General features: G+C 41.6%; 21 protein-coding genes and 1 tRNA gene. 13 read left to right on the top strand and 9 right to left on the bottom strand.

All coding sequences use genetic code 11. The features are described 5' to 3' along the window. The first annotated feature begins 14 nt into the window (after nucleotides 1-14). The 3 genes from AC07NA_RS22285 to AC07NA_RS22275 all read left to right on the top strand — a co-directional run bounded on the left by AC07NA_RS22285 (nucleotide 15) and on the right by AC07NA_RS22275 (nucleotide 3,282). On the top strand, nucleotides 15-1,535 hold the full coding sequence (locus AC07NA_RS22285) for a DUF4394 domain-containing protein (RefSeq protein WP_494899891.1): 1,521 nt from the start codon (nucleotides 15-17) through the stop codon (nucleotides 1,533-1,535). Nucleotides 1,536-1,665: 130 nt separating this feature from the next. Then, entirely contained in the window at nucleotides 1,666-2,034 is a 369-nt protein-coding gene (locus tag AC07NA_RS22280) for a response regulator transcription factor (RefSeq protein WP_494899889.1), read from the top strand. Between the two features lie 93 nt (nucleotides 2,035-2,127). Beyond that, a complete protein-coding gene (locus AC07NA_RS22275; protein WP_494899887.1) occupies nucleotides 2,128-3,282 on the top strand; it encodes a thioredoxin-like domain-containing protein in 1,155 nt (384 codons plus the stop codon). Nucleotides 3,283-3,303: 21 nt separating this feature from the next. Here AC07NA_RS22275 and AC07NA_RS22270 read toward each other — a convergent pair whose 3' ends face one another. Continuing rightward, nucleotides 3,304-4,626, bottom strand: a complete 1,323-nt coding sequence (locus AC07NA_RS22270; protein ID WP_494899885.1) for a PAS domain S-box protein — start codon at nucleotides 4,624-4,626, stop codon at nucleotides 3,304-3,306. 177 nt (nucleotides 4,627-4,803) lie between these two features. On the opposite strand from AC07NA_RS22270, the gene AC07NA_RS22265 reads away from it, so the two are divergent. Continuing rightward, nucleotides 4,804-5,496: a hypothetical protein gene (locus AC07NA_RS22265; protein WP_494899883.1), complete on the top strand. Its 693-nt coding sequence runs from the start codon at nucleotides 4,804-4,806 to the stop codon at nucleotides 5,494-5,496. A 54-nt stretch (nucleotides 5,497-5,550) separates the two neighbouring features. Here AC07NA_RS22265 and AC07NA_RS22260 read toward each other — a convergent pair whose 3' ends face one another. Then, on the bottom strand, nucleotides 5,551-6,453 hold the full coding sequence (locus AC07NA_RS22260) for a metallophosphoesterase family protein (RefSeq protein ID WP_494899881.1): 903 nt from the start codon (nucleotides 6,451-6,453) through the stop codon (nucleotides 5,551-5,553). 421 nt (nucleotides 6,454-6,874) lie between these two features. On the opposite strand from AC07NA_RS22260, the gene AC07NA_RS22255 reads away from it, so the two are divergent. Further along, the gene (locus tag AC07NA_RS22255; protein WP_494899880.1) at nucleotides 6,875-7,336 is read left to right on the top strand and encodes a hypothetical protein; all 462 of its coding nucleotides are present in this window, start codon (nucleotides 6,875-6,877) and stop codon (nucleotides 7,334-7,336) included. Between the two features lie 73 nt (nucleotides 7,337-7,409). Here the strand turns inward: AC07NA_RS22255 and AC07NA_RS22250 are convergent, their stop codons facing one another. The 6 genes from AC07NA_RS22250 to kdsA form a co-directional block, all read right to left on the bottom strand. Further along, nucleotides 7,410-8,522, bottom strand: a complete 1,113-nt coding sequence (locus AC07NA_RS22250) for an MBL fold metallo-hydrolase (protein WP_494899878.1) — start codon at nucleotides 8,520-8,522, stop codon at nucleotides 7,410-7,412. A 78-nt stretch (nucleotides 8,523-8,600) separates the two neighbouring features. Further along, nucleotides 8,601-9,314 carry a DUF2931 family protein gene (locus AC07NA_RS22245; RefSeq protein WP_494899876.1) on the bottom strand — a complete coding sequence of 238 codons (714 nt, stop codon included), beginning with the start codon at nucleotides 9,312-9,314 and terminating at the stop codon, nucleotides 8,601-8,603. A 1-nt stretch (nucleotide 9,315) separates the two neighbouring features. Continuing rightward, on the bottom strand, nucleotides 9,316-9,633 hold the full coding sequence (locus AC07NA_RS22240) for a hypothetical protein (protein WP_494899874.1): 318 nt from the start codon (nucleotides 9,631-9,633) through the stop codon (nucleotides 9,316-9,318). A 3-nt stretch (nucleotides 9,634-9,636) separates the two neighbouring features. Further along, on the bottom strand, nucleotides 9,637-10,173 hold the full coding sequence (locus AC07NA_RS22235; protein WP_494899872.1) for a hypothetical protein: 537 nt from the start codon (nucleotides 10,171-10,173) through the stop codon (nucleotides 9,637-9,639). A gap of 114 nt (nucleotides 10,174-10,287) precedes the next feature. Then, nucleotides 10,288-11,223, bottom strand: coding sequence for a KpsF/GutQ family sugar-phosphate isomerase (locus AC07NA_RS22230; protein ID WP_494899870.1), 936 nt, complete (start codon nucleotides 11,221-11,223; stop codon nucleotides 10,288-10,290). Between the two features lie 17 nt (nucleotides 11,224-11,240). After that, on the bottom strand, nucleotides 11,241-12,014 hold the full coding sequence (kdsA, locus tag AC07NA_RS22225; protein WP_494899868.1) for a 3-deoxy-8-phosphooctulonate synthase: 774 nt from the start codon (nucleotides 12,012-12,014) through the stop codon (nucleotides 11,241-11,243). Nucleotides 12,015-12,142: 128 nt separating this feature from the next. On the opposite strand from kdsA, the gene hscB reads away from it, so the two are divergent. The 4 genes from hscB (at nucleotide 12,143) to AC07NA_RS22205 (ending at nucleotide 15,360) form a co-directional block, all read left to right on the top strand. Then, nucleotides 12,143-12,670 carry a Fe-S protein assembly co-chaperone HscB gene (gene hscB, locus AC07NA_RS22220; protein ID WP_494899866.1) on the top strand — a complete coding sequence of 176 codons (528 nt, stop codon included), beginning with the start codon at nucleotides 12,143-12,145 and terminating at the stop codon, nucleotides 12,668-12,670. Nucleotides 12,671-12,689: 19 nt separating this feature from the next. Beyond that, a tRNA-Leu gene (locus tag AC07NA_RS22215) sits at nucleotides 12,690-12,769 on the top strand. 317 nt (nucleotides 12,770-13,086) lie between these two features. Next, nucleotides 13,087-13,887, top strand: a complete 801-nt coding sequence (locus AC07NA_RS22210) for an alpha/beta fold hydrolase (RefSeq protein WP_494899864.1) — start codon at nucleotides 13,087-13,089, stop codon at nucleotides 13,885-13,887. 3 nt (nucleotides 13,888-13,890) lie between these two features. Then, nucleotides 13,891-15,360 carry a sensor histidine kinase gene (locus AC07NA_RS22205; protein WP_494899862.1) on the top strand — a complete coding sequence of 490 codons (1,470 nt, stop codon included), beginning with the start codon at nucleotides 13,891-13,893 and terminating at the stop codon, nucleotides 15,358-15,360. A gap of 429 nt (nucleotides 15,361-15,789) precedes the next feature. Here the strand turns inward: AC07NA_RS22205 and AC07NA_RS22200 are convergent, their stop codons facing one another. Continuing rightward, the gene (locus AC07NA_RS22200) at nucleotides 15,790-17,343 is read right to left on the bottom strand and encodes an FG-GAP repeat domain-containing protein (protein ID WP_494899860.1); all 1,554 of its coding nucleotides are present in this window, start codon (nucleotides 17,341-17,343) and stop codon (nucleotides 15,790-15,792) included. Nucleotides 17,344-17,597: 254 nt separating this feature from the next. On the opposite strand from AC07NA_RS22200, the gene AC07NA_RS22195 reads away from it, so the two are divergent. From AC07NA_RS22195 to AC07NA_RS22180, 4 genes are all read left to right on the top strand, one after another. After that, a complete protein-coding gene (locus tag AC07NA_RS22195) occupies nucleotides 17,598-19,178 on the top strand; it encodes a hypothetical protein (protein WP_494899859.1) in 1,581 nt (526 codons plus the stop codon). Nucleotides 19,179-19,287: 109 nt separating this feature from the next. After that, nucleotides 19,288-19,908, top strand: coding sequence for a hypothetical protein (locus AC07NA_RS22190; RefSeq protein ID WP_494899857.1), 621 nt, complete (start codon nucleotides 19,288-19,290; stop codon nucleotides 19,906-19,908). A 93-nt stretch (nucleotides 19,909-20,001) separates the two neighbouring features. Beyond that, nucleotides 20,002-20,556 (top strand): dihydrofolate reductase family protein, encoded by a 555-nt coding sequence (locus AC07NA_RS22185; RefSeq protein ID WP_494899856.1) that lies wholly within the window; start codon nucleotides 20,002-20,004, stop codon nucleotides 20,554-20,556. Nucleotides 20,557-20,701: 145 nt separating this feature from the next. Next, entirely contained in the window at nucleotides 20,702-22,033 is a 1,332-nt protein-coding gene (locus tag AC07NA_RS22180; RefSeq protein WP_494899854.1) for a nucleotide sugar dehydrogenase, read from the top strand. Nucleotides 22,034-22,322: the final 289 nt, after the last annotated feature.

Raw genomic sequence — 22,322 nt, 5'->3', positions numbered from 1 at the left:
TTTAAAACATTAAAATGAAAACATTTAAACTTTCGTTAACAACGAAGCGTGTGGCTATGTGCGCTATTCTGTTAAGCATCTTTTTTACGGCCTGCCGCAAGGACAGGAACGATAATATGAACGGCGACATCATTGGCCCCAACATTAACTTCTTCGCTTTGGGTGCAGATAACAAATTGTCTATCATCAACGCGCAAACAGGCCAAAGCGGTGGGCAGGCAACCGTTACCGGTTTACAAAGCGGCGAAACCCTTATCGCTATCGATTTCAGACCAGCCACCGGTCAGCTATACGGCTTAAGCAGCGGCAGCCGTATTTATGTGATCGACTTAAAAAACGGCGCGGCCAAACAGATCGGTACAAATCCCTTAACGCCAACTATCAGCGGTACCGCGGTAGGCTTTGATTTTAACCCAACGGTTGATCGTATACGTATTGTTACGTCAACAGGGCAAAACCTACGCGTACACCCCGAAACAGGCGCGGTAGCCTTTACCGATGGCAGCATTGCTACCACAAGTAAAGTAACATCAGTAGCTTACACCAACAACCAGGCAGGTGCAAATACCACTACACTTTTTGATATTGATGTAGCCAACGACAAGCTATACAAACAAGACCCGCCGAATGACGGCACATTGGTTGAAGTAGGTAGCCTTGGTGTGGATGCCGACGAAGCAGGTGGTTTTGATATTTCACCGGAGGGCGATATCGCACTGGCTGTATTAAGCGTTGGCGGGCAGTCAAGATTATATGTTATTGATTTGGCTACCGGTAAAGCTTCACGGACAGGCAGTTTCGGTAACGCGGTTATCGGCCTGGCTATACCAACCAACCCGGTTGCTTACGCCATCAGCTCGGCTAATGAATTTATTATTTACAACCCAGCTACCGGCGCTACCGTAACTAAACCAATTACCGGTATGCAAACCGGCGAAAACGTATTAGGGTTAGATACCCGTCCGGCAAATGGTCAGCTTTATGTGTTGGGCAGCAGCAGCCGTGTGTACACGCTGAACGCGTCATCGGGCGCGGCAACAGCAGTGGGTACCGAGCCTTTTGCTACCCTACTTTCGGGTACCGATTTCGGTTTCGATTTTAACCCGACGGTAGATAGGATCCGCATTGTGAGCAATACCGGCCAAAACCTGCGTGTACATCCCGAAACAGGTGTAGTAGCATTTGTTGACGGCGCGCTTAAACCGGGCACACCATCAGTAACAGCAGCAGCTTATACCAACAACTTTGCAGGCGCAACTACCACTACCCTGTTTGATATAGACAGCGAAACCAATACGCTTTACAAGCAAGACCCGCCGAACGATGGTACGTTAACCAGCGTTGGCGCATTGAACGTAAACATTACTGCGGCCAATGGTTTTGACATAGGCGGTTACAGCGGCGATGGTTTTGCCATATTAAGTACCGATGCAGGTACTAATTTTTACAGGATAAATCTTACCACAGGCGCGGCCACAGTAGGCAGGGCATTCCCTACCGGTGTGCGTGGCTTTACAATGGGCTTAGGTTTTTAATTGTTTTTAATGATTGTTGTTTAGGTTTTACCCCTTCGGCATTTGCCGGAGGGGTTTGTTATTTTAAGTGGTCTACATTAATTATATCAACCCGATGCTTAACTGGCCTTTTATTTGCATGGTTAATAGCATGAAAAGAAAAGTACTAATTATAGAGGATGAGCCGGTTATCAGCGAGATGATGTGTATTTTGCTGGAAACAGAAGGCTACATAGTGATCAGTTTGAGTGACACTGCCATTGCACGGCAACAATTACTAATGCACGATGTAGCCATGGTAATGCTGGATGTTAATTTAAACGGCGAAGATGGGCCATCCATGTGTACCTATATTAAACAGGAAGCAAACCTGAAACATGTTCCTGTGGTATTGGTTTCGGCAAACAGCGAATTGGAGACAATTAAGAACACCTGTGGTGCCGATGATTTTATTCAAAAACCCTTCGATCTCGACTACTTTATTAATAAAGTAAACACTTACGGACGTGCTGTTGCATAAGCAATTAAAAAGTAGAACTGTTAAAAATTCTTTTAACCATCTTATATAACTAAATATTTAGTTATATATTTACAGGAAACAAATCACATTATCATGTACCTGATTTCCTGTCGCATAAGTCGCTTGCTATTTGTAGCATTTTCAATAATAACTTTATCATCAATAGGTAGTAAAGTATACGCGCAATATAACTACCACATTAACGGCACAATAAAAAGTGGAGCAGGCAAAATGCTCTACCTGTCCCCAGATGTTTTTGTAGCCAATACCGATAAAAGAAAAATGGACTCGGTAAAAATTAATACTGATGACCGGTTTCAATTATCAGGTAAGATTAGGTACGCCGGGCAGTATGCTCTGTTCTTTGCTGATCAAAAATCATTCAGGCCATTAATATTAGATACCAGGAATACCGTTACGGTAAATGCCGATGTTAATGCGATTTACAGGGGATCGGTAACAGGTATGGAACAAGACTTGATCAATCAATTTGAAAACCGCGACCGACCGATCATGGATTCTTTAGCTCACTTTCAAACACTGGCTGTACGGGCAAGTAAACAAAATCCGGTTGACACCGCATTAGTTTCAGGTTACAGTTCTAAAATAATCACTTTAAACAAAATGCGTGCAGCTGAGATAGGTAGTTTTATGAATGTTCACCCGCATAGTTTCGCCACACTGTTGTATACAGAAAACTTTTTGGGTAATCTGATAACTTTTGAAACAGCAGAAAAAAGAATGAAAATCATGCCGGCGATATACAGAAACAATCCTGTCTATCTTAAAATAATATCATTAATTAGCGGACATAAAGCCACGCAAACAGGTAACGTGCTTGCCGACATCATTTTGCCCGACCTCGCCGGAAAGAAAACGGCGATAAGTACTATCCGCAACGCGAACGATTATGTTATAATCGATTTTTGGGCAAGCTGGTGTGGCCCGTGCAGGGCAAATAACCCGGCGTTGAAACTCCTTTATAAAAAGTACAAGCCGCGTAAAGTTGAAATTATAGGCATTTCAATCGACGAAAATATAAATAGCTGGAAAACCGCCGTTAAACAGGAAGCCACCGATTGGCTGCAATTATCAGATGCTAAAGGTTTCAGCAGTAAAACAGCTTTGCAATTCAGCATTCAAAGCATCCCAACCTATCTTTTGGTAAACAGCTCCGGCAAACTATTGCTGAACACACACAGTGTAGATGAATTAGAACAAAAACTCAGCGAGTTGGTAAAAGATTAACAGGCGGTAAGGGGCAATTGCTTAGCGCACATCATCCGCGTTTATTTCGGCCATGATCTCTTCGCTGTGATGAACTATCTTTTTAACAGCCTCATCCAAATCATTTACCGATATATCCAGGTAACGCAGCAACTGTGGATCTGCCTGTTCGCTGAGTTCATCTGTGATCATATCAGATAGGGACATAATGCGTGTGAGCGGTAACCTAATAACGTGCGATTGCATGTGAGCGATCTCTTTAAGCTTATCGTTTTGTTTACGGATGGCATCGGAATGGCTTACCAGCTGACTAATATCCGTTGCTACGATCATTCGTGCATCTTTACCCTCAAAGCGGATATCACTGCGGGTAATTTCGGTATGGATGCGTTTACCATCGCGGGCTAAATGCTGTGTGGTGTAAGCGGGCAATACATTATCACCATCGGCAGGCGACCGTAAATGAAACAACATCTCTTCCATTTTTTCATCTGGGTGGATATCAGAAAGCTTCATAGATAAAAACTCCTGCTCTGAGTAGTTGTAATTACGCACAGCCGCTTCGTTCACCTGCAAAAACTGAAGGGTATCCATATCAAAAATAAGTTTGGGTGATGGGCTGCGGAAAAACAGGGTTTTATAATGCTCTTCAGAATCTTTTAGGTAAGCGTTCAACCGCTTCCTTTCGGCCAACTCTTTTTGCAGGTTTGAAAACAGTACCGCCTCTTTACGCATGGTACGTTGTAAGCCGTTCAAAATCTGCCTGATCAAGGTAACCACTACCAGGTCCATAAACAAAAAATTGGACGAATATATAATCCAATGCGAAAAACTAACATTGGTATTAAGCGGTATATCGAATAACTTATAATTGATCACCACTCCAAAACCCAGGCATATTAAAAAGTTAAGCGCTACCGAGCCATAAGCCAAAGCATCTTCAAATTGCAAGGCGGCAAATACACTAAGTGAAAAAAGATAGATGCAGCCCATACTGAATGAACCTAAAGACGCGGTTAATACTACAGCCACCAAAGCAATGGTTACAGCTACTGTTATTTTGCGAAAGTAAAGTGTTAAACTACTGCTCAGCGTAATGCAGCCCACTACCGTTATAGCAAGGATATCAAAAATAGCGAGAAAGAATTGCCCCTCTTTATATTCGATAAGCACACTGGGAATAAGGGCGATAAGGCTTAGCGGCATGGCAAACATTATGGCATTGGTAAACAAGCGGTTTTGCCAGTATAAAAAACCCTGCCCGCGGGAATAAGCCGGTGCCTGGATAGCATTTTCAATATAAAGTCGGTATTTTTTAAATACAGATAAGCAGAATGAACGGAATGTGAGAGGCTGTTTTTTCATTCAATAGCAGATTAACCCAAAGTTAAATACAATTATGTTCTTATACTAAAGTGCCTGCCTTATTGTTGCGCTGTAGTGCCAAAAAGCCTCTTTTTTAACAAAATGAAATAACTAAGAGCAAAATAGATTCATTAAATTTATTGTAAAATATTAAATAGATACGCTTAAACCTTAGTAATGAAATTCGATATACAAAATGTTATTATAACAACATTAACGATCAGCCTTTTTTATTCATGTCAATCTGATCAAACAGCAAAAAGCACTCATCGTTATAACAAACCCCATACTAATGTTAATAAAACTCACAGCAATATTGCGCCTGCTAAAAAACTATATGTAAAAGGTGACAGTATATATATTACAGTCCATTCAAAAATATTCCGCGTTGTAAAAGACTCAACTATAAACGTCAACAACCCTTATGACGGAATTTATGAGGTCAATAATGGTAATTTCAAAAAACATTTTAGTTTCATAAAAGGCGACCTACTTTACTTTAATATATCTGATGATGTAGGTTTTGGTTATAGGGCTAATTTGTATGTTTATAATCTTAAAAAGAAAACATTCATTACAGACAATCACTTTCACAGAAACTACCTCTATAGTTCAGCCGGAGTATTCTTTCTTACCAATAGTAAAATTATCGTAATGGGAAAATCATCGTGGTATGAAAAAGAAAATACAGGTATTACACCAGCATCAATTTACTCGATCAAAGGCACCCATTTTAAATACCAAAAGTCCATCTATACACCCGGGGATAGCACTGCAGATGATACATCAATAACAAACTTTTACAATATAAACTGGGGAAAGAAAGCAAAAAAACAACTATTGTTACCTGCTGATTGGTGGAAACAATAGTTGTTGTATCTTAAAAAAACAATATACCTTATCAGTATAACTGATAGTAAAAAATTAATAATTCACATACCGTTCTTCAAAGCTGCCATCACTGTACAGATCTATCAAGCCGTAACCGGGAGCAGTTTCGCGGCGGTTACCCTCCCACCAGGCACCGCTTACTGCGCCATCGCATATGTAGGTTACGTTGTTGTACTGCAACTTTTCGCGCAGGTGAATGTGCCCGCTCAGGCATAGCTTTACGTTAGGATGCTGATAAAACAGCTTGATGATCTTTGATACATCGGTATGCATATCGCCGCCAAGCATTTGCCAGCGGTTAATAATATCATCCTCTATTAAATTGGTAGCCGTAAGTATAGGTATGTGCGACATGATGAGCACCGGCATAGCCGGGTTGGTAGTTTGCAATTCATTTTGCAGCCAGTTAAATTGCTCATCGCCAAGTTTACCTATGTACCAGGTACCGTCAATATCCAAATTCACGCTATCAAGAATAATGAACTTCCAGCCGTTTTTTACCATGCTGTGATAAGGCTTGCTTAGTTTTAACTGATCCATAGCGTATTGTTTACCGTATACGGCCTGCCCTTTGTTGTTTTCGGCCCACCATATATCATGGTTGCCCAGGCAATAGCTTACCGGCAAGCTGCATTCGGCCTGCATAATATTGTTCACCAGTTTCCACTGGGCGTTAATGGTGTCGAGATTTTCTTTATTCATGTCGAACACAATATCGCCGCCGTTCAGCATAATATCTACCTTGGGGCTTTGTTGTTGCACGTGGTGCAGGCATTTTACAAACTTGGCGGGCGCGCCAAATTTATCTTTCAGGTGAATGTCGGTTAAATGGGCTACACGTAATACCTGCTTACGTTCGGCTTTGTTTGCCGCTAAAACTACCGATGGTGCCAGCAATATACCACCAAGACTTTTAAGCGCTGATCTTCTTTCCATAATCAATTATCAAAAAAATATAAAAGCAGCGATGCGTTATTTCGCTTACAGCTGCTTGTTGTTTTACGGTTTGGATAGGGTTCTACAATGAGGCGAATATTTTGGTAAAAAGAGTGGCGAATGCCTGTTTCCCTTAAGTTTTTTATCGCCTTTATTGCAGCGCAAAAGTATAAGTGCTATAATTCGGCTATATTATCAGTTTATTAAATTATCGGGCTACATACATCACATTTCCTCCATCAGCCAATGTTTTCAGCCCATGTTGAGATCTTAATATCTCCATGTATTAGCGGTCATCATTTTTGTTAAGCCATATTGTAAACTAAATCTCCAAGGCAATAACTGCGATGACTATCAACAATACTTCTACTATATTTAAGTAAAATATTTACCTTCGCCGAAATTTATTTACTATTTATATATGAGAAAAATCTATTCTATGCTGATTATCGGCCTTTTGGTGATTGGCGCAACATCGTGTAAGAAAGACAAAAGCGAAAAATCAAAAGAGAAGATTGAAGGCAAATGGTTTGTAACTAAGGTATCGGCTACCCTTTATAAGAATGGTACGCAGGCAAGCCAATCTGAAAATACCAATTTTAATGATAGAAATGCCTTTATCCAATTTAACAGCAGTGGTACCGGCCGCGTAGAAGAAGCCGGACATGGTTACAATTTCAACTATAATGTTAGCGGTTCTGATATTCAACTTACCAACCTGAAATTTGATGATAACGATGCTGACCTGGAAATAGATGAATTGCCATCGTCACTTACCATTACCCGAGTAACCTCAACAGAGCTTGTTTTACATACCGAAGTGAGCTACAAAATACTTAATGATAACTACAGAAGTGTGGAAGACACTTACCTTAACAAGTAATTGATACTTGAATTTAGCAATGCCGCACTGTAAACCAGGGCGGCATTGTTATTTATACGCAATTGGTTTACCATTAATCAACACTCCACCAATCATTGGTAAGCGCAGGGCTGTCAACAGTGTAGGCTTGGCCAATTTTAGGGATAGTAACCGGGATATTAAGGCTATCGGCAGCGATTTTCATCCGTGTTACCGATTCATTCCAAGGGTGATTAGCTTCTGCGAATTTACCCCAATGTACGGGTAGTATCATGCGGGCTTTCAGGTCGGCTGCTGCCTGCGCGGTTTGCGGCGGGAACATGTGGTTCTGCGGCCAGTTCTTTCCGTATTGCCCGCACTCCATCATGGCCAGGTCGAAAGGGCCATATTGTTCGCCTATCATTTTAAAATGACTGCCATAACCGGTATCGCCCGAATAAAATAATTTAAAGCCATCCGCTTCAATTACATACGAAGCCCACAACGTTTTTTTTGCCGACAACATCCTTCCCGAAGTATGGCGCGATGGCATGGCAGTAATGTTCACCCGGGTGTTAACGGCGTTGGTTTCGCCCCAGTTAAGCTCATGCACTACTTCGGGCTTGTATCCCCAATAAATAAAATGACTGCCAATGCCTAAAGGCACCACTACCCTTTTAACCTTGTCTTTCAGTTTCATTACCGTTCCGTAATCGAGGTGGTCGTAATGATCGTGCGATATGATGAGCACATCTATCTGCGGCATATCATCGGCACTGTAGGTATTGCTGCCTTCAAAGGCTTTCATAAACCAGGAAAATGGCCCTGCAAAGCCGCTAAAATCAGGGTCGACCAAAATATTGGCTGTTTGGGTTTTAATAAGGAACGAAGAATGGCCAAACCATATAACGGTTGGTTTAGTGTAAGCGGTATTTTTAAGATCGGTCTTCACAATAGGCATTACCATATTTGGCCTAACGGTAGCGGGGCGATTGCGCATATCCATTAATACACTGAACATGTTGATGCTGCGTTCTTCCTCGTCGTCAAGGTTTAAAAAGCCTTCTTTAGAATAGTTGGGTAACTGCTCCAGCTTTTGCAACGCCTCACCTTTGGGATTTTTCCCTGTTGACCGGAGCGATCTGCATCCCAAAGGAACCGAAAACAATAACGCGAAGTATAAGTAAACTAATAACCTTGAAATTCGGGTATTTAATGTAGCGATCAATTGCGTATTGTTTTTATGTTAAAGGCAGTAGCTTAACGTGTAAAGCCACGCGATAGTATCATTATAATTATGTACCCGTTATTGGCCGCCATTACTAAGCCGCAACTTAAAGAGTGAGGGCGTATCGATAAAATTAGCCGAAGCATCCAAGCCCTTATCATAAGCAGCTTGGTCGGCGCTATCTATGTAGAAAACCTGTTTCAGGTATTCCTTTTTAGGGAGCCTGCCGTTATGATAGGTTTCGTCGCCAATGGGTTCATGCGGATTGATCTTATGCTTTAACAGCGTAGTCTCGGTATCTTCACCACGAAGCCAAACAACAATATTACCCTTATTGGCTACGCCGATCACAAAATCAAGCCTTTTAACGGGCAAACTATTATAAATATCGGTACTAATACCACTTTCGCCCATATTTTCAAAGGCTTGCTTAATAACCATTGCAGGCAATGTTATGGTATCCGCATAAAAGGATTGATCACGGTATGACGCGTATTCCAGCACCAGTTTTTCGGGCAACCGTTCTTTTGTGTTCGGGCTTTGAAAATCGCCATAACCCCAATCTGTACCATGGTTATTTACGTCACTTGAACCAACAGGCGCTATGTCACCATCGCTTAATATGAAATACCCGTTACGGATGTAGACAGGGTAACTACGCGGTGCCGAGAAAGTAGCGCCATAGTAATACCGTTCCCAGCTTTTATACCTCAAAAGCTTTACTGCGGTGGCTATAATCAGCAATATTAGTAAAGCCGCGTATATTTTGTTGGTTAGATTTAGCTGTTTCATATTAATGCTGAAAAGCTTTGGCCAACCCGGCTACGTAATACAATATCCCCAAACTAATTATACTCAATATCAAAAATATAAAGAAAAGGATCCTCGCCTTTAAATGCGCTTTGCCACGGTAAGTAAACGTGTATATAGCCAACAGCACAGTGACCACCGGCGATAGTAATGCCCCTTGTAATAGCATATCATCTTCGGTATTGTAGGTGCAGTTTAAGTATATCAATGTCATAACCAAAACAGCCGCCATCAATATCCTGCTTATTAAAGCTTGGCGTTGATTTTCTGTAGACTGGTCAATTTCTGTAGGTAGCTGCATTGGTCAATTTTTTACGAGCCTGATGTATTTTGCATCGCAGCCGGAAAACTTAACATAGTAGTTCATGGCATTGCCGGTGTTTTGAATAATGAGCTCGTGGTTTTCGAGCGAGGCATCAATACCTACGGGAATTTCCACATCCGTGGTATCATGGTCTGCCGATTCATTCGAGACGTCGCCTTCATACTCGGCCCATTTTATACCTTCAAAATTAATAAAGGTTTCTTCCCCTGTTTTTGAAACTGTGGCCTTTCCTTTCAACGTTTCTCCGTTTAGCTTAATCGTGTACGAATAATCCGCAGGTTCTTTAACAATCTCTACCCACATGTCGCATGCCTCGGTATCACCCTCTAATGGCTTTGCTACGTATCGGCCCTCTATACTATTTAATACAGGCATTTTCATTGATGTTGTTTCGAGGCTGTCCGTTTTTACTATCTGATGCGGCGTATCCATGGCAGGGACACTCTTCTTTTCCGCAGGACTATTGCAGGCAACAAACAATAAAGCCAAAAGAATGATTAAGATTGATCTGTTCATTAATATGGTTTAGTACAAATCAAAAAGGTTTAAATAGCCAATTTGTTTTAAAGTCGGCGGCCTTGGGGGAGGGAAATTGATATGCAGCTTTTGACAGCGCTGCATATCAATTCATTATTGATTGTATATCTGGTACACGCCTTCCAGCTTGCGCGTTGCGGCATCGCCTACCAATACGGTAGTTATCTTTTTATCTATCATTAATTGCTCGGCCCGGTTAATCAGTTCATCGCTGCTTAAAAATATGGGCGAGTGCGTCATCATATCGGTAATGCTAAGCTGCGAGGTATCAGGGTTGCGTAACAGCGCACGTCTTAAATCGCCATCGGTAATAATACCTTCTACATTACCGGCATCGCCTATGATTACCATGCCCAACCTACCTTTCGACATTTGGAGCAATACCTCGGTAAATGCCGCCTGTTTATCAATAAAAGGCAAGGCTTCGGTACGCATCAAATCTTTTACCTTTACCAGTAATTTACGGCCAAGGCTGCCGCCGGGATGAAACCGCGCGAAATCTTCTTCCTGGAAACCACGGGCTTCCATCAAGGCTACCGCCAGAGCATCGCCCATTACCAGGGTTGCCGTGGTTGATGATGTTGGCGCGAGTTTAAGCGGACAAGCCTCATTGATAATACCCACGTTTAAATGATAATCGCTGTTTTTAGCAACCGTAGATTCGGGGTTGCCGGTTATACCTATAATAGTGTTGCTGTTCCATTTCAAAAAAGGGATGAGCTTTAATACCTCGTCTGTTTCGCCCGAATAGGAGATCAGAATCACAATATCGTCGCTGCCCACCATCCCGAGGTCGCCATGAAAAGCTTCCGCCGAATGCAAGTAGAAACTTGGCGTACCCGTGCTGGCCAAGGTAGCCGCAATTTTACGCCCTATCAGCCCGGATTTGCCGATACCGATAACTATCAGTTTGCCCTTGCTGTTTAATATTGCTTTTGCCGCAGCATCAAAACCCTCGTCAATTAAAGCCGCTACGTGTTGTAACGATTCAATTTCTACTTCAAAAACCTTTTTGGCAATATCTTTCATAGGTGTGTGCAGCAGCATTAAACCAATGGCGCTATTACTTTTTCAAGATCGCGCAGCTTCACCATGTTTGGCCCGTCGCTCAACGCGTTATCAGGATCGGGGTGCGTTTCTAAAAAGTAACCATCGGCGCCAAAAGCCTTGGCAGCCAGAGCCATCATTGGTACAAAGGTACGATCGCCACCGGTTTTGCCGCCTGCGCCCCCCGGGCGTTGTACCGAGTGGGTGCAATCCATACAAACCGGGTAGCCGAAGCCTTTCATATCGTAAATATTCCTGAAATCAACCGCGAGGTTATTATAACCATACATGTTACCGCGTTCGGTAAGTATCACTTGTTCGTTACCGGCTTCAACCACTTTTTGGGCAGGGTAAAACATATCTTGCCCTGAAAGGAACTGCGCCTTTTTTATATTAACTATTTTGCCTGTTTTAGCAGCCGCGACCAGCAGATCGGTTTGGCGGCATAAAAAGGCGGGGATCTGTATAATATCAACCACTTCGCCAACCGCTGCAGCCTGGTGGCTTTCGTGTATATCGGTTACCAATGGTAAGCCAAAACGCTGTTTTACGTTCAGCATCATCTCCATACCTTTGTCAAGACCGGGGCCACGGTATGAGTGGATAGAGGTACGGTTTGCCTTATCAAAAGATGATTTGAAGATAACCGGCACATTAAACTTTTGGCCAATTTCGGCTACCTTTTCGGCCACCTGGTATAAAAGTTCCTGGCTTTCCATTACACATGGGCCCAATATAAAGAACGGCTTTTGGCGTATTTGATCAAACAGCATAATTGATATAGTGTTATTTAATTGGCAAAGATGGCAAAAAATAAACCCTCTCCCAACTCATAACTATCGCGCTGTTTGTTTATTGCTTTATACAGATACAAAAACAGCGTAACACGTTTAACTTTGCAATGATGAATTATTTTGAATTTTATAACATCCCCGAATCATTTACGCTTAACGAAGCAGCGCTTAAAAAGCAATTTTATGTGCTGAGCAAAGAGTATCACCCCGATTTTTACGCCAACGAAGGCGACGAAAAGCAGCAGGAAATACTGGAATTATCTACGCTAAATAACAAGGCTTACCAAACGCTTGCCGACCCTGCAAAGCGCCTTGAATACATTTTACGCACCCACGAATTGCTTGTTGAAGGGGCAAAACCACAACTTCCGTCAGATTTTTTAATGGAAATGATGGATATTAACGAAAGACTGATGGAAATTGACAATGCCGATCAGCTTGCCGACATCAGTGCGGAAGTACTTGCATTTGAGGGCGATATAAATCAGTCGTTAGAAGCACTTACCCATGATTATGCCGGTTTAGACGATACAGCGAAGGAAAACAGACTGAACGAAATATTAAATATTTACTACAGACAAAAATATCTGTTGCGAATTAAAGAGAGTTTAGATACATTTGCAGCCCGCTTCTAAGGAAAGACGCTTAGAACATGCCCAGCTGGCGGAATTGGTAGACGCGCTGGTCTCAAACACCTGTGGGAAACCGTGCCGGTTCGACTCCGGCGCTGGGTACGATTGAAAGAAAGCCCTTTAAAGGCAAAACCGAGTTTTGATTGTTCAAAACTCGGTTTTTTTTGAATTTCCTACGTTTAAGCCATTACATATTGTGTTTAAACTATTCCCGCTCAAGCTTTTCATTATAAGGGTTTTGATATCTTTTCGCACTGATCCGTTTTGACCTGTAAAGATTGAACCGTATTTCTGCACTTTAATTCATTCAAATAATAATTTGATTTTTATTTTTAATTAGAACCTTATATCTTTTAATCTGTTGTAATAGCATCCAGCATTTTTTTATCTTTAACAGTTTCAATCCTGATTACAATAATTTGAATTCTATTTTAAAACGTAATAATGTTAATATAATAGGTAATGGCACACGAGTGATCCTTTTTGCCCACGGCTTCGGCTGCGATCAAAATGCCTGGAAATTTGTGATTGATGCCTTTACCGATGATTTTAAAGTTGTACTATTTGATTACACAGGTTCTGGTCAATCAGATGTGCAGCAATATAGTTCAGCTAAATATAGTACGCTGGATGGATATGCGCAAGACGTGATCGATATTTGCCAAACGCTAAACATAAAAAACGCGATTTTTATTGGCCATTCCGTTAGTAGTATGATTGGCGTTTTGGCCGCTAATCGTCATCCCGAATATTTTTCTAAATTGATATTGATCGGGCCATCGCCAAGGTATCTGAACACAGATAATTATACAGGCGGATTTGAGCGGAACGACCTGGAAAATCTCTTTGAATTCATGGAAAACAATTACTTGGGCTGGTCTAGTGCGATGGCTCCGGCGATCATGGGCAATGCAGAACGTCCTGAACTCGGTGAGTTTCTCACCGGCAGCTTTTGCTCTACTGACCCGGATGTGGCACGTGATTTCGCCCATGTTACCTTTATGTCTGATAACCGTGCCGATTTGGCTAAACTTTCTGTAAAAAGCTTGACCTTGCAATGTGCAGATGATATTATTGCTCCAATTTCGGTTGGCAGGTATGTTCATGAACATACGCCGGGAAATGAATTTATTCAACTGAACGCAGCCGGTCATTGCCCGCATATTAGTGAACCCGAGGAAACAATCTCGGCGATCCGTTCGTTCATTCAAAAAAACTAAACCATGGAAAAGTCAGCCAGCGGCGAAAATGATCAGTTAACGTCACTGGTTGATTTGGAGGAGCTTTACCAGCATGCGCCCTGCGGCTATTTTTCTTTATCTCAATCCGGCAAAATTATCAAGATCAATCAGACTTTGCTGAATTGGGTGGATTATACTCAGGATGAATTGCTGAATCAAAAATTCTCCGGCCTTTTATCCAAAGGTGGACAAATGCATTTTGAGATGTTTTTCTGGCCTATGGCTACCGTAAATAAAGGGGTAAAAGAATTTAGTTATGAAATACATAAAAAAAATGGCTCCGTACTTCCGGTCTTATTAAATGCATCGGCGAAACTGGACGCCGGTAATCGCTTATTAGCAGTTAATGTTGTATTGACAAATATTAGCGAGCGAAAAACCTTTGAAACCGAGTTACTGCAATCAAAAAAGTCGGCCGAAAACGAAAAAAAGCGCCTGGAATTCATGGCCGACTTAGTGCCTGAAATTATCTGGACTGCAACAGCAAATGGCTATGTGGATTATGTCAACGCCCGTTTTTGCCAGTATTTTGATTGTGATGGCAAATATACGCGCGTTAGCTTTATCGTTTCAAAAGTGCATCCCGATGATCGCAAAGACGCGCTGCGAAACTGGCATAATAGTTTACGTAGCGGCGAGCCTTTCGAACAAAAATTTAGGCTGATAAACCCGGTTGGCAATTACGAATGGCACCTGCTTAAAGCAGCACTTTTCTTGGATGAAGTTGGTAAACTGACTAATTGGTTCGGTTCGTGCGCCAATATCGATCAACATGTGCTGGATGTTAGCAAACGCGATGATTTTATTAATATCGCCAGTCATGAGCTTAAAACACCACTTACCAGCTTAAAAGGATTACTGCAATTATTGGACAGGTTAAAAACAGATCCAACCAATAAAATAATACCAGGCCTGATCGAAAAAGCTAACCGGAATGTCAACAAAATGAATGACCTGGTTTCTGATCTATTGAATACCGATCAAATGAAGGACGGACAATTGCATCTTAATAAAACATCCGTTAACCTCACCGAATTGATTGGTGATTGTGTGCATCAAATTCGAATTGATCGTCAATATGAGGTTATCACAGATGGTGACTCCAGCATTAGTATTGTAGCTGATGAGGCTCGCATTGATCAGGTATTAACTAATTTCATTACTAATGCGGTTAAATATGCACCCGACAGTAAAACAATCCGGATAAACGTGTCACGTACTCCTGAGCGAGTACATGTAGCGGTCATTGATAACGGGCCGGGTATCGCCGCAGAAAAAATTCCATATCTATTCGATCGTTATTATCAAGTAAACAACAGCGGGAATTATTATTCCGGCCTCGGCCTTGGATTGTATATTTGCGCGGAGATTATCAAAAAACACGGTGGGCAAATTGGCGCTGAAAGCAAAATAGGTTCAGGTAGCACCTTTTGGTTTACAATCCCATACTAAGTTGCTTTCTTTCTTTTAAAAAAAGCAACTTAGTTGAAATCAGGTATCATGGTAAGTGTATTGCAACAAAATAGAATCTGTTTACTCCTCCATAATATTATTATAATATTTGCCAACTATTTGGTTGAAAACTGGTAGGCTAAAGGGTATTGCACACCAAATTTATTGTAAAATCAGGTGTTAGTTTTCATCTATTTTTTATAAATCCTTTGCTTTTCAAATCAACGATACAGGCTCTGTAAGCCGCAAAAAGGCTTCCAGAAATTGAAAATACTCCCTCTCAACGGCACAAAGCCTGAGGCTCTATAGGCCTTAAAATTGCTTCCAAATATTGCCCCCCTCAGCGGTATGTTTCTGAGCAATATTACCTTTCTTATAAAATTCATCAAGACTCACCAATTCCAGTAACATACGCACTGTAATACCATTTCATTTTTTAGGCTGATATAATTGATTAAAAAATACCGATAAGCCATACTTAGCTGATTGCCATTTTTTGTTGAGGCTTTCGGGCACTTCACCTGGGCTTTGGGCAAAGAGCCCTGTAACAATATCGAGATCACCATCGCCGTCGATATCAGCTTTTTCCAATACAAGAGTTTTGATGGGTATATCGCTTGCCGCTGTGTACGATTTAAATTTGAAATTCTTGCTGTCAGTATTTTCAAGATAAACAAAAGACTCATCCATCAGCCAGTCGAAGGCCGGAAAGAAAGCCGTGGCAGCCAGATCAATGTCGCCGTCTTTATCAAAATCTTCGGCCAGCACTTTAGTTACACCATACAAGGGATAAAAAAACTTCTCTGTAAACTTATTACTGCCGTTATTAATATTGATCCTGATACCGTGGTAGGGTTTTAAAATATTGGAGTAATCGGCATTATCACCATGTACGGTGATAATATCTGTAAGTCCGTCGCGGTTAAAATCGGTTAATACCATATCTGTAGTGCCATAGTTGGGCGGAAAACGCAACACACGGTCGGCCCTGAAACTCAAATTATTTTTTTGATATAAAATATATACGCTTTCGTCTCCTTGTGAAAACATCGTTATAATGTCCTTTTTACCGTCGCCATTCATGTCCCTTACATAGCACTTAACGGCACCGGGCATTTCAAGCAATACTTTCTCTGAGTAATTGTCATTAGGCTTCTTTTTACTGAATAATGAAAGCTTGCCGGTTTTATTACCAAAATTACAAACCACTATTTCATTAATCCCGTCGGCGTTTATATCATCAATGGCGATACTAACAGGGCGATGTAATGCCGGTAGTATATTCGCTTTTACACCATTCGCATATCGCGATAGCGTACCTGTACTTAGCTCTGTTGGATATAATTTACCTATCTGGGTTAAATAAGTGGTATCATTTTTAAATACAAAATTAACCGCGGGGCTCTCCGTGCTGATGGTTCCGGTTACGCCTTTGCCAAACTGCCATTGCAGCACTTTATTATTGAGCGTACCTATCCATAAGGTTTGCTTTGGCTTATTGAACTTGATACCTGTTATTAACGATTGCTGTTGATCATTCAGAACAATATCCTTCCGTATGAAAGCTTTTAGGGGAGCATCTCGGGTTAGCCGGCTTTTGTCTGTCGCTAATGTATCGGGGGCGTGGGCTAAAATATAATCGGTAAGTTTTTTCCATTCCTCATCAGTCATGGCAGGCTGATCGGGGATAATATATTTTTTGTTTACGATCTTTTTTTCTTCGTCTGACAGGCCGCGTAAGGGATCATACCCCGGATAGATAATGCCAAGCCGGGCAGCCATCACCGGCAACACGTGGCTATGCCATATCTCCTTGGTCAGGCTTGCCGGATCGGGTAATGTATGGCAAAAGCTGCAATTTTTAATAAACAGGTTTCTGCCCTCATCATCAGATGGCTTTATAGCACCGGTGGAAAAAGAGCTGGGGCTGTTTGACACAATTACCAGCAAAAGCAAGGCAATAATAGCTGATTTTGAGCTCATTATTATTCGTTGACGTAATTGCGCAGAAGGTAGATATAAAGCTGCGTTACACACTAAGTATCTTTATAACTTATTTGATACCATCATAGTTTTGACAAACGAATGAATAATATAAATCTCGAAAGTATTCCCGCTGAAAATTGTAGAAAACAGAAACCGTAAGTGAAGCGTATGTTTGGCTTACTTTAATACATTTCAATTAGCAAATTCACAAACGTTAAGTTTATATTTAACACATGATAAAACCGATTAAAATGTTTAGAATTAAAGCTGCATGCTTTGTTTTGTTCCTTCTGTTTGTCACGCCAACCATGGGTCAAATCAAATGGCCATCCGGTCAGCTACTTCCATCTTTCCCGGCACCGGCGCAAGTTCAGGATCTGATCATGCTCCGTCAAAACTCCCGTTACTCCGCTGCAGAAATGTACCTGTTTGCTTCGTTAAAGGGCATCATAAACAAAACTAAACCACGCATCTTCTCCTACGAGGGTGATGCTTTCGGTGAAGGGCCGCATACATGGTTGCAATCTTTGGGTTTAAGTTGGACGGAACCTGCGGATAAATGGGATTTGATTATAAAATACCGGAGTGAAATTTCAGGTTTAATCGTTTATGATTCTGCACAGGTACATACTATCAACCTGGCTACAGTACTTGCAAAAAACAAAGGCGCACTTATTGCCTCGCCCCTGCTGTTATCTAAATTAACTGCCCCGCCTTATAATTTACCTGTAGTACTTGATTTGCGGGGAAAATTTAGCAGCAAGCTTGAGGTTTATCAATCGTTATATGATACATATTGGCCACATCTTGATCACCGTTTACTAATCGGACTAAATCCTAACGCGCATAAAGCGGCCCTACGTGAATATGCGACAGCATTGGGTGTCGCGGTAATATGGCTCGATCCTAAAGTTGCCGGTGAAAGTGAATTACTCAATAAATTTCTGTCTTCCATGTCTCCCGGTTCGGCGTTCATGGGTTGGTGGCCACAAGAAGGGCCCGGCGTGGAGAGGGCTTCAAAATACGGTATAGCAACCGTTGCAAGCGATTGGTGTTCAAACCTAACAGTACACAGCGGTACATCCAGAATTGTAAATATCAAACCAATTCCCCAAAAGCCCGCACTCAAAAATAAGATCTATGTCGCGTTTATATTGAGCGACGGAGATAACTTACAATTTACAGAACATTTGATGCGTAAACTTTGGAATAATCCGGACAGGGGTGCCGTTCCAATGGGATGGACTGTATCTCCTGCTATGCTGGATGCAATGCCCGGCGCGCTTAACTACTACTGGCAAACTTCTACCGATAATGACAATCTAATTTCCGGCCCTTCCGGCTATGGTTATACTTATCCTAATACCTGGTCTGATAAAAGTTTGTTAAAACGGTTTGTTGCCAAAACGGAGGACTATAATAATCGTGCAGGTTTACGGGTAATCACCATCTGGAACACAATCACCGGAGGCATTAATCCTGATGTTGGGAAAACTTATGCAGATAAGGCAAAATCTTTGTTTGGTGTAACTGCCCAAAACACAGGAGGCGGACTCACCATTTATAACGACAGCTTGCCGGGAATGGCGCTTAGCTGTAATTACTGTACAACTGAACAGGCGATGAAAGATCATATTGCCAGGGCTGCCGCAGGTTGGGATAAAACTTCGCCACGTTTCATAATTATACAGGCGCAACCATGGACGAATATATCACCAACAAGTTTTAAAAATGTGGCCAATTCGCTTAATGAAGATTACGCGATAGTTCGCCCGGATCATCTTTTTCAGCTTATCCGTGAGAAAAATGGCATCCCCATTAATCCAAAATAGAAATACATTTGAGCCAGCCGTTACGCTGATATAACCGGAAAATATTTCTGCTCAACAGTTTAATTTTGTACACTTGGGCTGCCTTACAAAGCTAAATTCAACCTAAATAATGGCACCTCAACAAACAGATCAAATAATTAGATTCCTGATAAACAACATTGAACCATTAGATGACACCATTCATGGTTCCGGATACAGAGCCGCTGTGTATTTGACAGACGGCACATTTTTACCTTGTGTAATGTTTCGTAATCCCAAAGCAATCGTCGACTTAGCAATCAGACGGTTTAAAGAGGAACAGACAGTTAAGGGAATTTTTAACCGGGCTTCAGGATTGGGTTACAACGATATAGTTAAATCTTTCGTAACAAAAGGTAATTGTATAAACGATTATGATATTGAAAGAATAGAAAAAAGCAGGTATGCTTTCCCGATGGCAATGCAACAGCAAATTCGTGGCGAAACTACAATGGGCTGGACAGGCTTCGCTGCTAAAATGAAAGATGGAAAATACTTTGGTTTCGGAACAAGATTTCATTCGGAGTTTTTTCAAATGCCGGAAGGGTATTCAGTTGATGATATCGATGAAATTATAAATCACAGTTATGTTTTGAATACCGGAGAATTAAGAAACCACAAGGTTCCGTTTTTTGAGCCCCCAGAAGATTATAAAGACGCTGTTATTTTCAGAGAACGCCCCTTTTTTGAATGCTACATAGATAATTTATAGTGATGTTTTCTCGTTTGAATAGCTGGATATTCCTGGGTATTGATTCTTCACTTGTTTTATTCCGATTCGCCAAAATTTCATAATTTTAATATTATGAGAAAACTTGTTTACGGTATCAATATTAGTTTGGATGGTTGCTGCGACCATACCCGGTTTGGCGGCGGGGTTGACGTTCACGACTATTTTCGGGAACTGCTGGAAGATACAGACCTTATTATTTACGGACGAAAAACGTATGAGTTAATGGTACCATTTTGGCCGCAAGTGGCACAAACGCAATCATTAACCGCCACTGCCAACGCCTTTGCAACTACCTTTGCTAATATTGATCGTATTGTGGTTTCCCGCACGCTTAACCATGTGGATGACGAGCATGCTACTATTATTAACAAAAACATTAAAGAAGAAATCCTGAAGCTAAAACAACAACCGGGCAAAGCCATTTCTACCGGCGGTGTAGAACTGCCCGCCCAATTGATTGAATGGGGCTTGGTGGATGAGTTTCATATGGTAATTCACCCGGTGATAGTTGGCGAAGGGCGGCGTTTGTTTACCGAAATGCACTTACCCGAAAATTTAGGATTAAAATTAATGGCATCACAAAAGTTTAACTCCGGCTGTATAGCATTGAGATATGATAAGGCTTAAGAGTAGCTGTAAGCTTTCTCATACGGGTTACAACTACTCCTTTTGCTAATATTCCTCAACTCAAACTTTTCTCCATTTATTCCGCTGCTTTTATAATTTTGTACCTTGCTCTTATATTTATCATCAACCCTGTGTATATTTAATAATGTCTAACCTTCAGTCTCCTGCCAAAAACACGTTCAATACCCCTCAAAATATTCATATAGCAATCATTGGCCTTGGCTATGTTGGCCTGCCGCTGGCCGTAGAGTTCGCTAAGCAATACGCTGTGGCCGGCTTTGATGTAAAGCAGGAACGTATTGCCGAGCTAAGCGCCGGTAACGACCGCACGATGGAGATTGACAGCAAAGCACTATTAAGCGTAATTACTACCGATGCAGGCAAACAAGGCCTGTATTTCACCTCAAATATTGATGATATTGCTACCTGTAACATTTATATAGTAGCCGTACCCACCCCTACCGACAAACATAACCGCCCCGACCTTGGCTTGCTGATAAAAGCCAGCGAAACAATTGGCAAGGTTTTAAAGGCAGGCGACGTGGTGATCTACGAATCTACTGTGTACCCCGGCGCTACCGAAGAGGTTTGCATCCCGGTACTGGAAAAGGTATCCGGATTGGTTTTTAACCACGACTTTTTTGCGGGATACTCGCCAGAGCGTATCAACCCAGGAGATAAGGTGCATACCCTTACCAATATATTAAAGGTAACATCGGGTTCAACGCCCGAAGCAGCTGACTTTATCGACGGCTTATACCAAACCATTATCCATGCGGGTACCCACAAGGCTCCCAGCATAAAGGTGGCCGAGGCCTGCAAGGTGATAGAAAATTCGCAGCGCGATATCAACATCGCCTTTGTTAACGAACTGGCCAAGATCTTTAACCTGCTGGGTATAGATAGCCATGATGTGTTGAAGGCTGCCAGTACCAAATGGAACTTCCTCAACTTTAAACCTGGTTTGGTAGGCGGGCATTGTACCGGGGTTGATCCGTACTACCTGGCGCAAAAAGCGCAGGAGATTGGCTATCATCCCGAAATTATACTCGCTGGTCGCAGGCTGAACGACGGCATGGGCACTTACGTAGCGCAGGAAGTGGTAAAGCTGATGATCAGGAACGACATTGCCGTAAAGCGATCAAACATACTGGTGCTGGGTTTCACCTTTAAAGAGAACTGCCCCGATGTGCGTAATACGCGCGTTATTGATATAGTACGCGTGCTTGATGAGTACGAGGCCAACATTGAAATTTACGACCCATGGGCCAATCCCGAAGAAGTAAAGGCCGAATACAATGTGAATACCCTGAATAAATTTGTAGATATCAGCGGCAAATACGACGCTATTATTGTTGCGGTTTCACACAGCGAATTTCTCACCCTAAATTATAATCAGCTCAAACGCAACCCGCAGTCGGTTTTGTACGATTTGAAAGGCATACTGGATACACAGATCATTGACGCCCGACTGTGAAAAATTATGTTGTATGAGTGTCAATATATAAATATTTATTATTGCGCAATATATGGGCTATATAGTGCATACATAAAGGTTTTCTTAATTTATTGTTAAAATTGAAAACCAATAATAACCGTAGTATTGACATTATAAAACTCATTAAAAATTGAAACTTAATTTGTAATTAATAGTGTAAATACGCTTTAAAATTTTAATTTTGCTATTGTTAATAGTGCTTATTTATTAAAGATGAAAAGTATTATTTTAAAGCTTAATTTTAAAAAACGCCCCGAATTAGGCAGCA

This window comes from Mucilaginibacter sp. GW821-FHT07G05 (genome assembly GCF_059418565.1).
Note: the sequence above shows the minus strand (reverse complement) of the source record. Positions and strands in the feature narration are given on the sequence as shown.

Excerpts from the sequence above, each read along its gene's own strand:
- AC07NA_RS22245 (WP_494899876.1), bottom strand. The coding sequence starts at position 9,314 with ATGAAACAGCTAAATCTAACCAACAAAATATACGCGGCTTTACTAATA.
- AC07NA_RS22275 (WP_494899887.1), top strand. The coding sequence starts at position 2,128 with ATGTACCTGATTTCCTGTCGCATAAGTCGCTTGCTATTTGTAGCATTT.
- AC07NA_RS22230 (WP_494899870.1), bottom strand. The coding sequence starts at position 11,223 with ATGAAAGATATTGCCAAAAAGGTTTTTGAAGTAGAAATTGAATCGTTA.
- hscB (WP_494899866.1), top strand. The coding sequence starts at position 12,143 with ATGATGAATTATTTTGAATTTTATAACATCCCCGAATCATTTACGCTT.
- AC07NA_RS22255 (WP_494899880.1), top strand. The coding sequence starts at position 6,875 with ATGAGAAAAATCTATTCTATGCTGATTATCGGCCTTTTGGTGATTGGC.
- AC07NA_RS22180 (WP_494899854.1), top strand. The coding sequence starts at position 20,702 with ATGTCTAACCTTCAGTCTCCTGCCAAAAACACGTTCAATACCCCTCAA.
- AC07NA_RS22185 (WP_494899856.1), top strand. The coding sequence starts at position 20,002 with ATGAGAAAACTTGTTTACGGTATCAATATTAGTTTGGATGGTTGCTGC.
- AC07NA_RS22270 (WP_494899885.1), bottom strand. The coding sequence starts at position 4,626 with ATGAAAAAACAGCCTCTCACATTCCGTTCATTCTGCTTATCTGTATTT.
- AC07NA_RS22285 (WP_494899891.1), top strand. The coding sequence starts at position 15 with ATGAAAACATTTAAACTTTCGTTAACAACGAAGCGTGTGGCTATGTGC.
- AC07NA_RS22260 (WP_494899881.1), bottom strand. The coding sequence starts at position 6,453 with ATGGAAAGAAGATCAGCGCTTAAAAGTCTTGGTGGTATATTGCTGGCA.
- AC07NA_RS22195 (WP_494899859.1), top strand. The coding sequence starts at position 17,598 with ATGTTTAGAATTAAAGCTGCATGCTTTGTTTTGTTCCTTCTGTTTGTC.
- AC07NA_RS22240 (WP_494899874.1), bottom strand. The coding sequence starts at position 9,633 with ATGCAGCTACCTACAGAAATTGACCAGTCTACAGAAAATCAACGCCAA.
- AC07NA_RS22280 (WP_494899889.1), top strand. The coding sequence starts at position 1,666 with ATGAAAAGAAAAGTACTAATTATAGAGGATGAGCCGGTTATCAGCGAG.
- kdsA (WP_494899868.1), bottom strand. The coding sequence starts at position 12,014 with ATGCTGTTTGATCAAATACGCCAAAAGCCGTTCTTTATATTGGGCCCA.
- AC07NA_RS22265 (WP_494899883.1), top strand. The coding sequence starts at position 4,804 with ATGAAATTCGATATACAAAATGTTATTATAACAACATTAACGATCAGC.
- AC07NA_RS22190 (WP_494899857.1), top strand. The coding sequence starts at position 19,288 with ATGGCACCTCAACAAACAGATCAAATAATTAGATTCCTGATAAACAAC.
- AC07NA_RS22235 (WP_494899872.1), bottom strand. The coding sequence starts at position 10,173 with ATGAACAGATCAATCTTAATCATTCTTTTGGCTTTATTGTTTGTTGCC.
- AC07NA_RS22200 (WP_494899860.1), bottom strand. The coding sequence starts at position 17,343 with ATGAGCTCAAAATCAGCTATTATTGCCTTGCTTTTGCTGGTAATTGTG.
- AC07NA_RS22205 (WP_494899862.1), top strand. The coding sequence starts at position 13,891 with ATGGAAAAGTCAGCCAGCGGCGAAAATGATCAGTTAACGTCACTGGTT.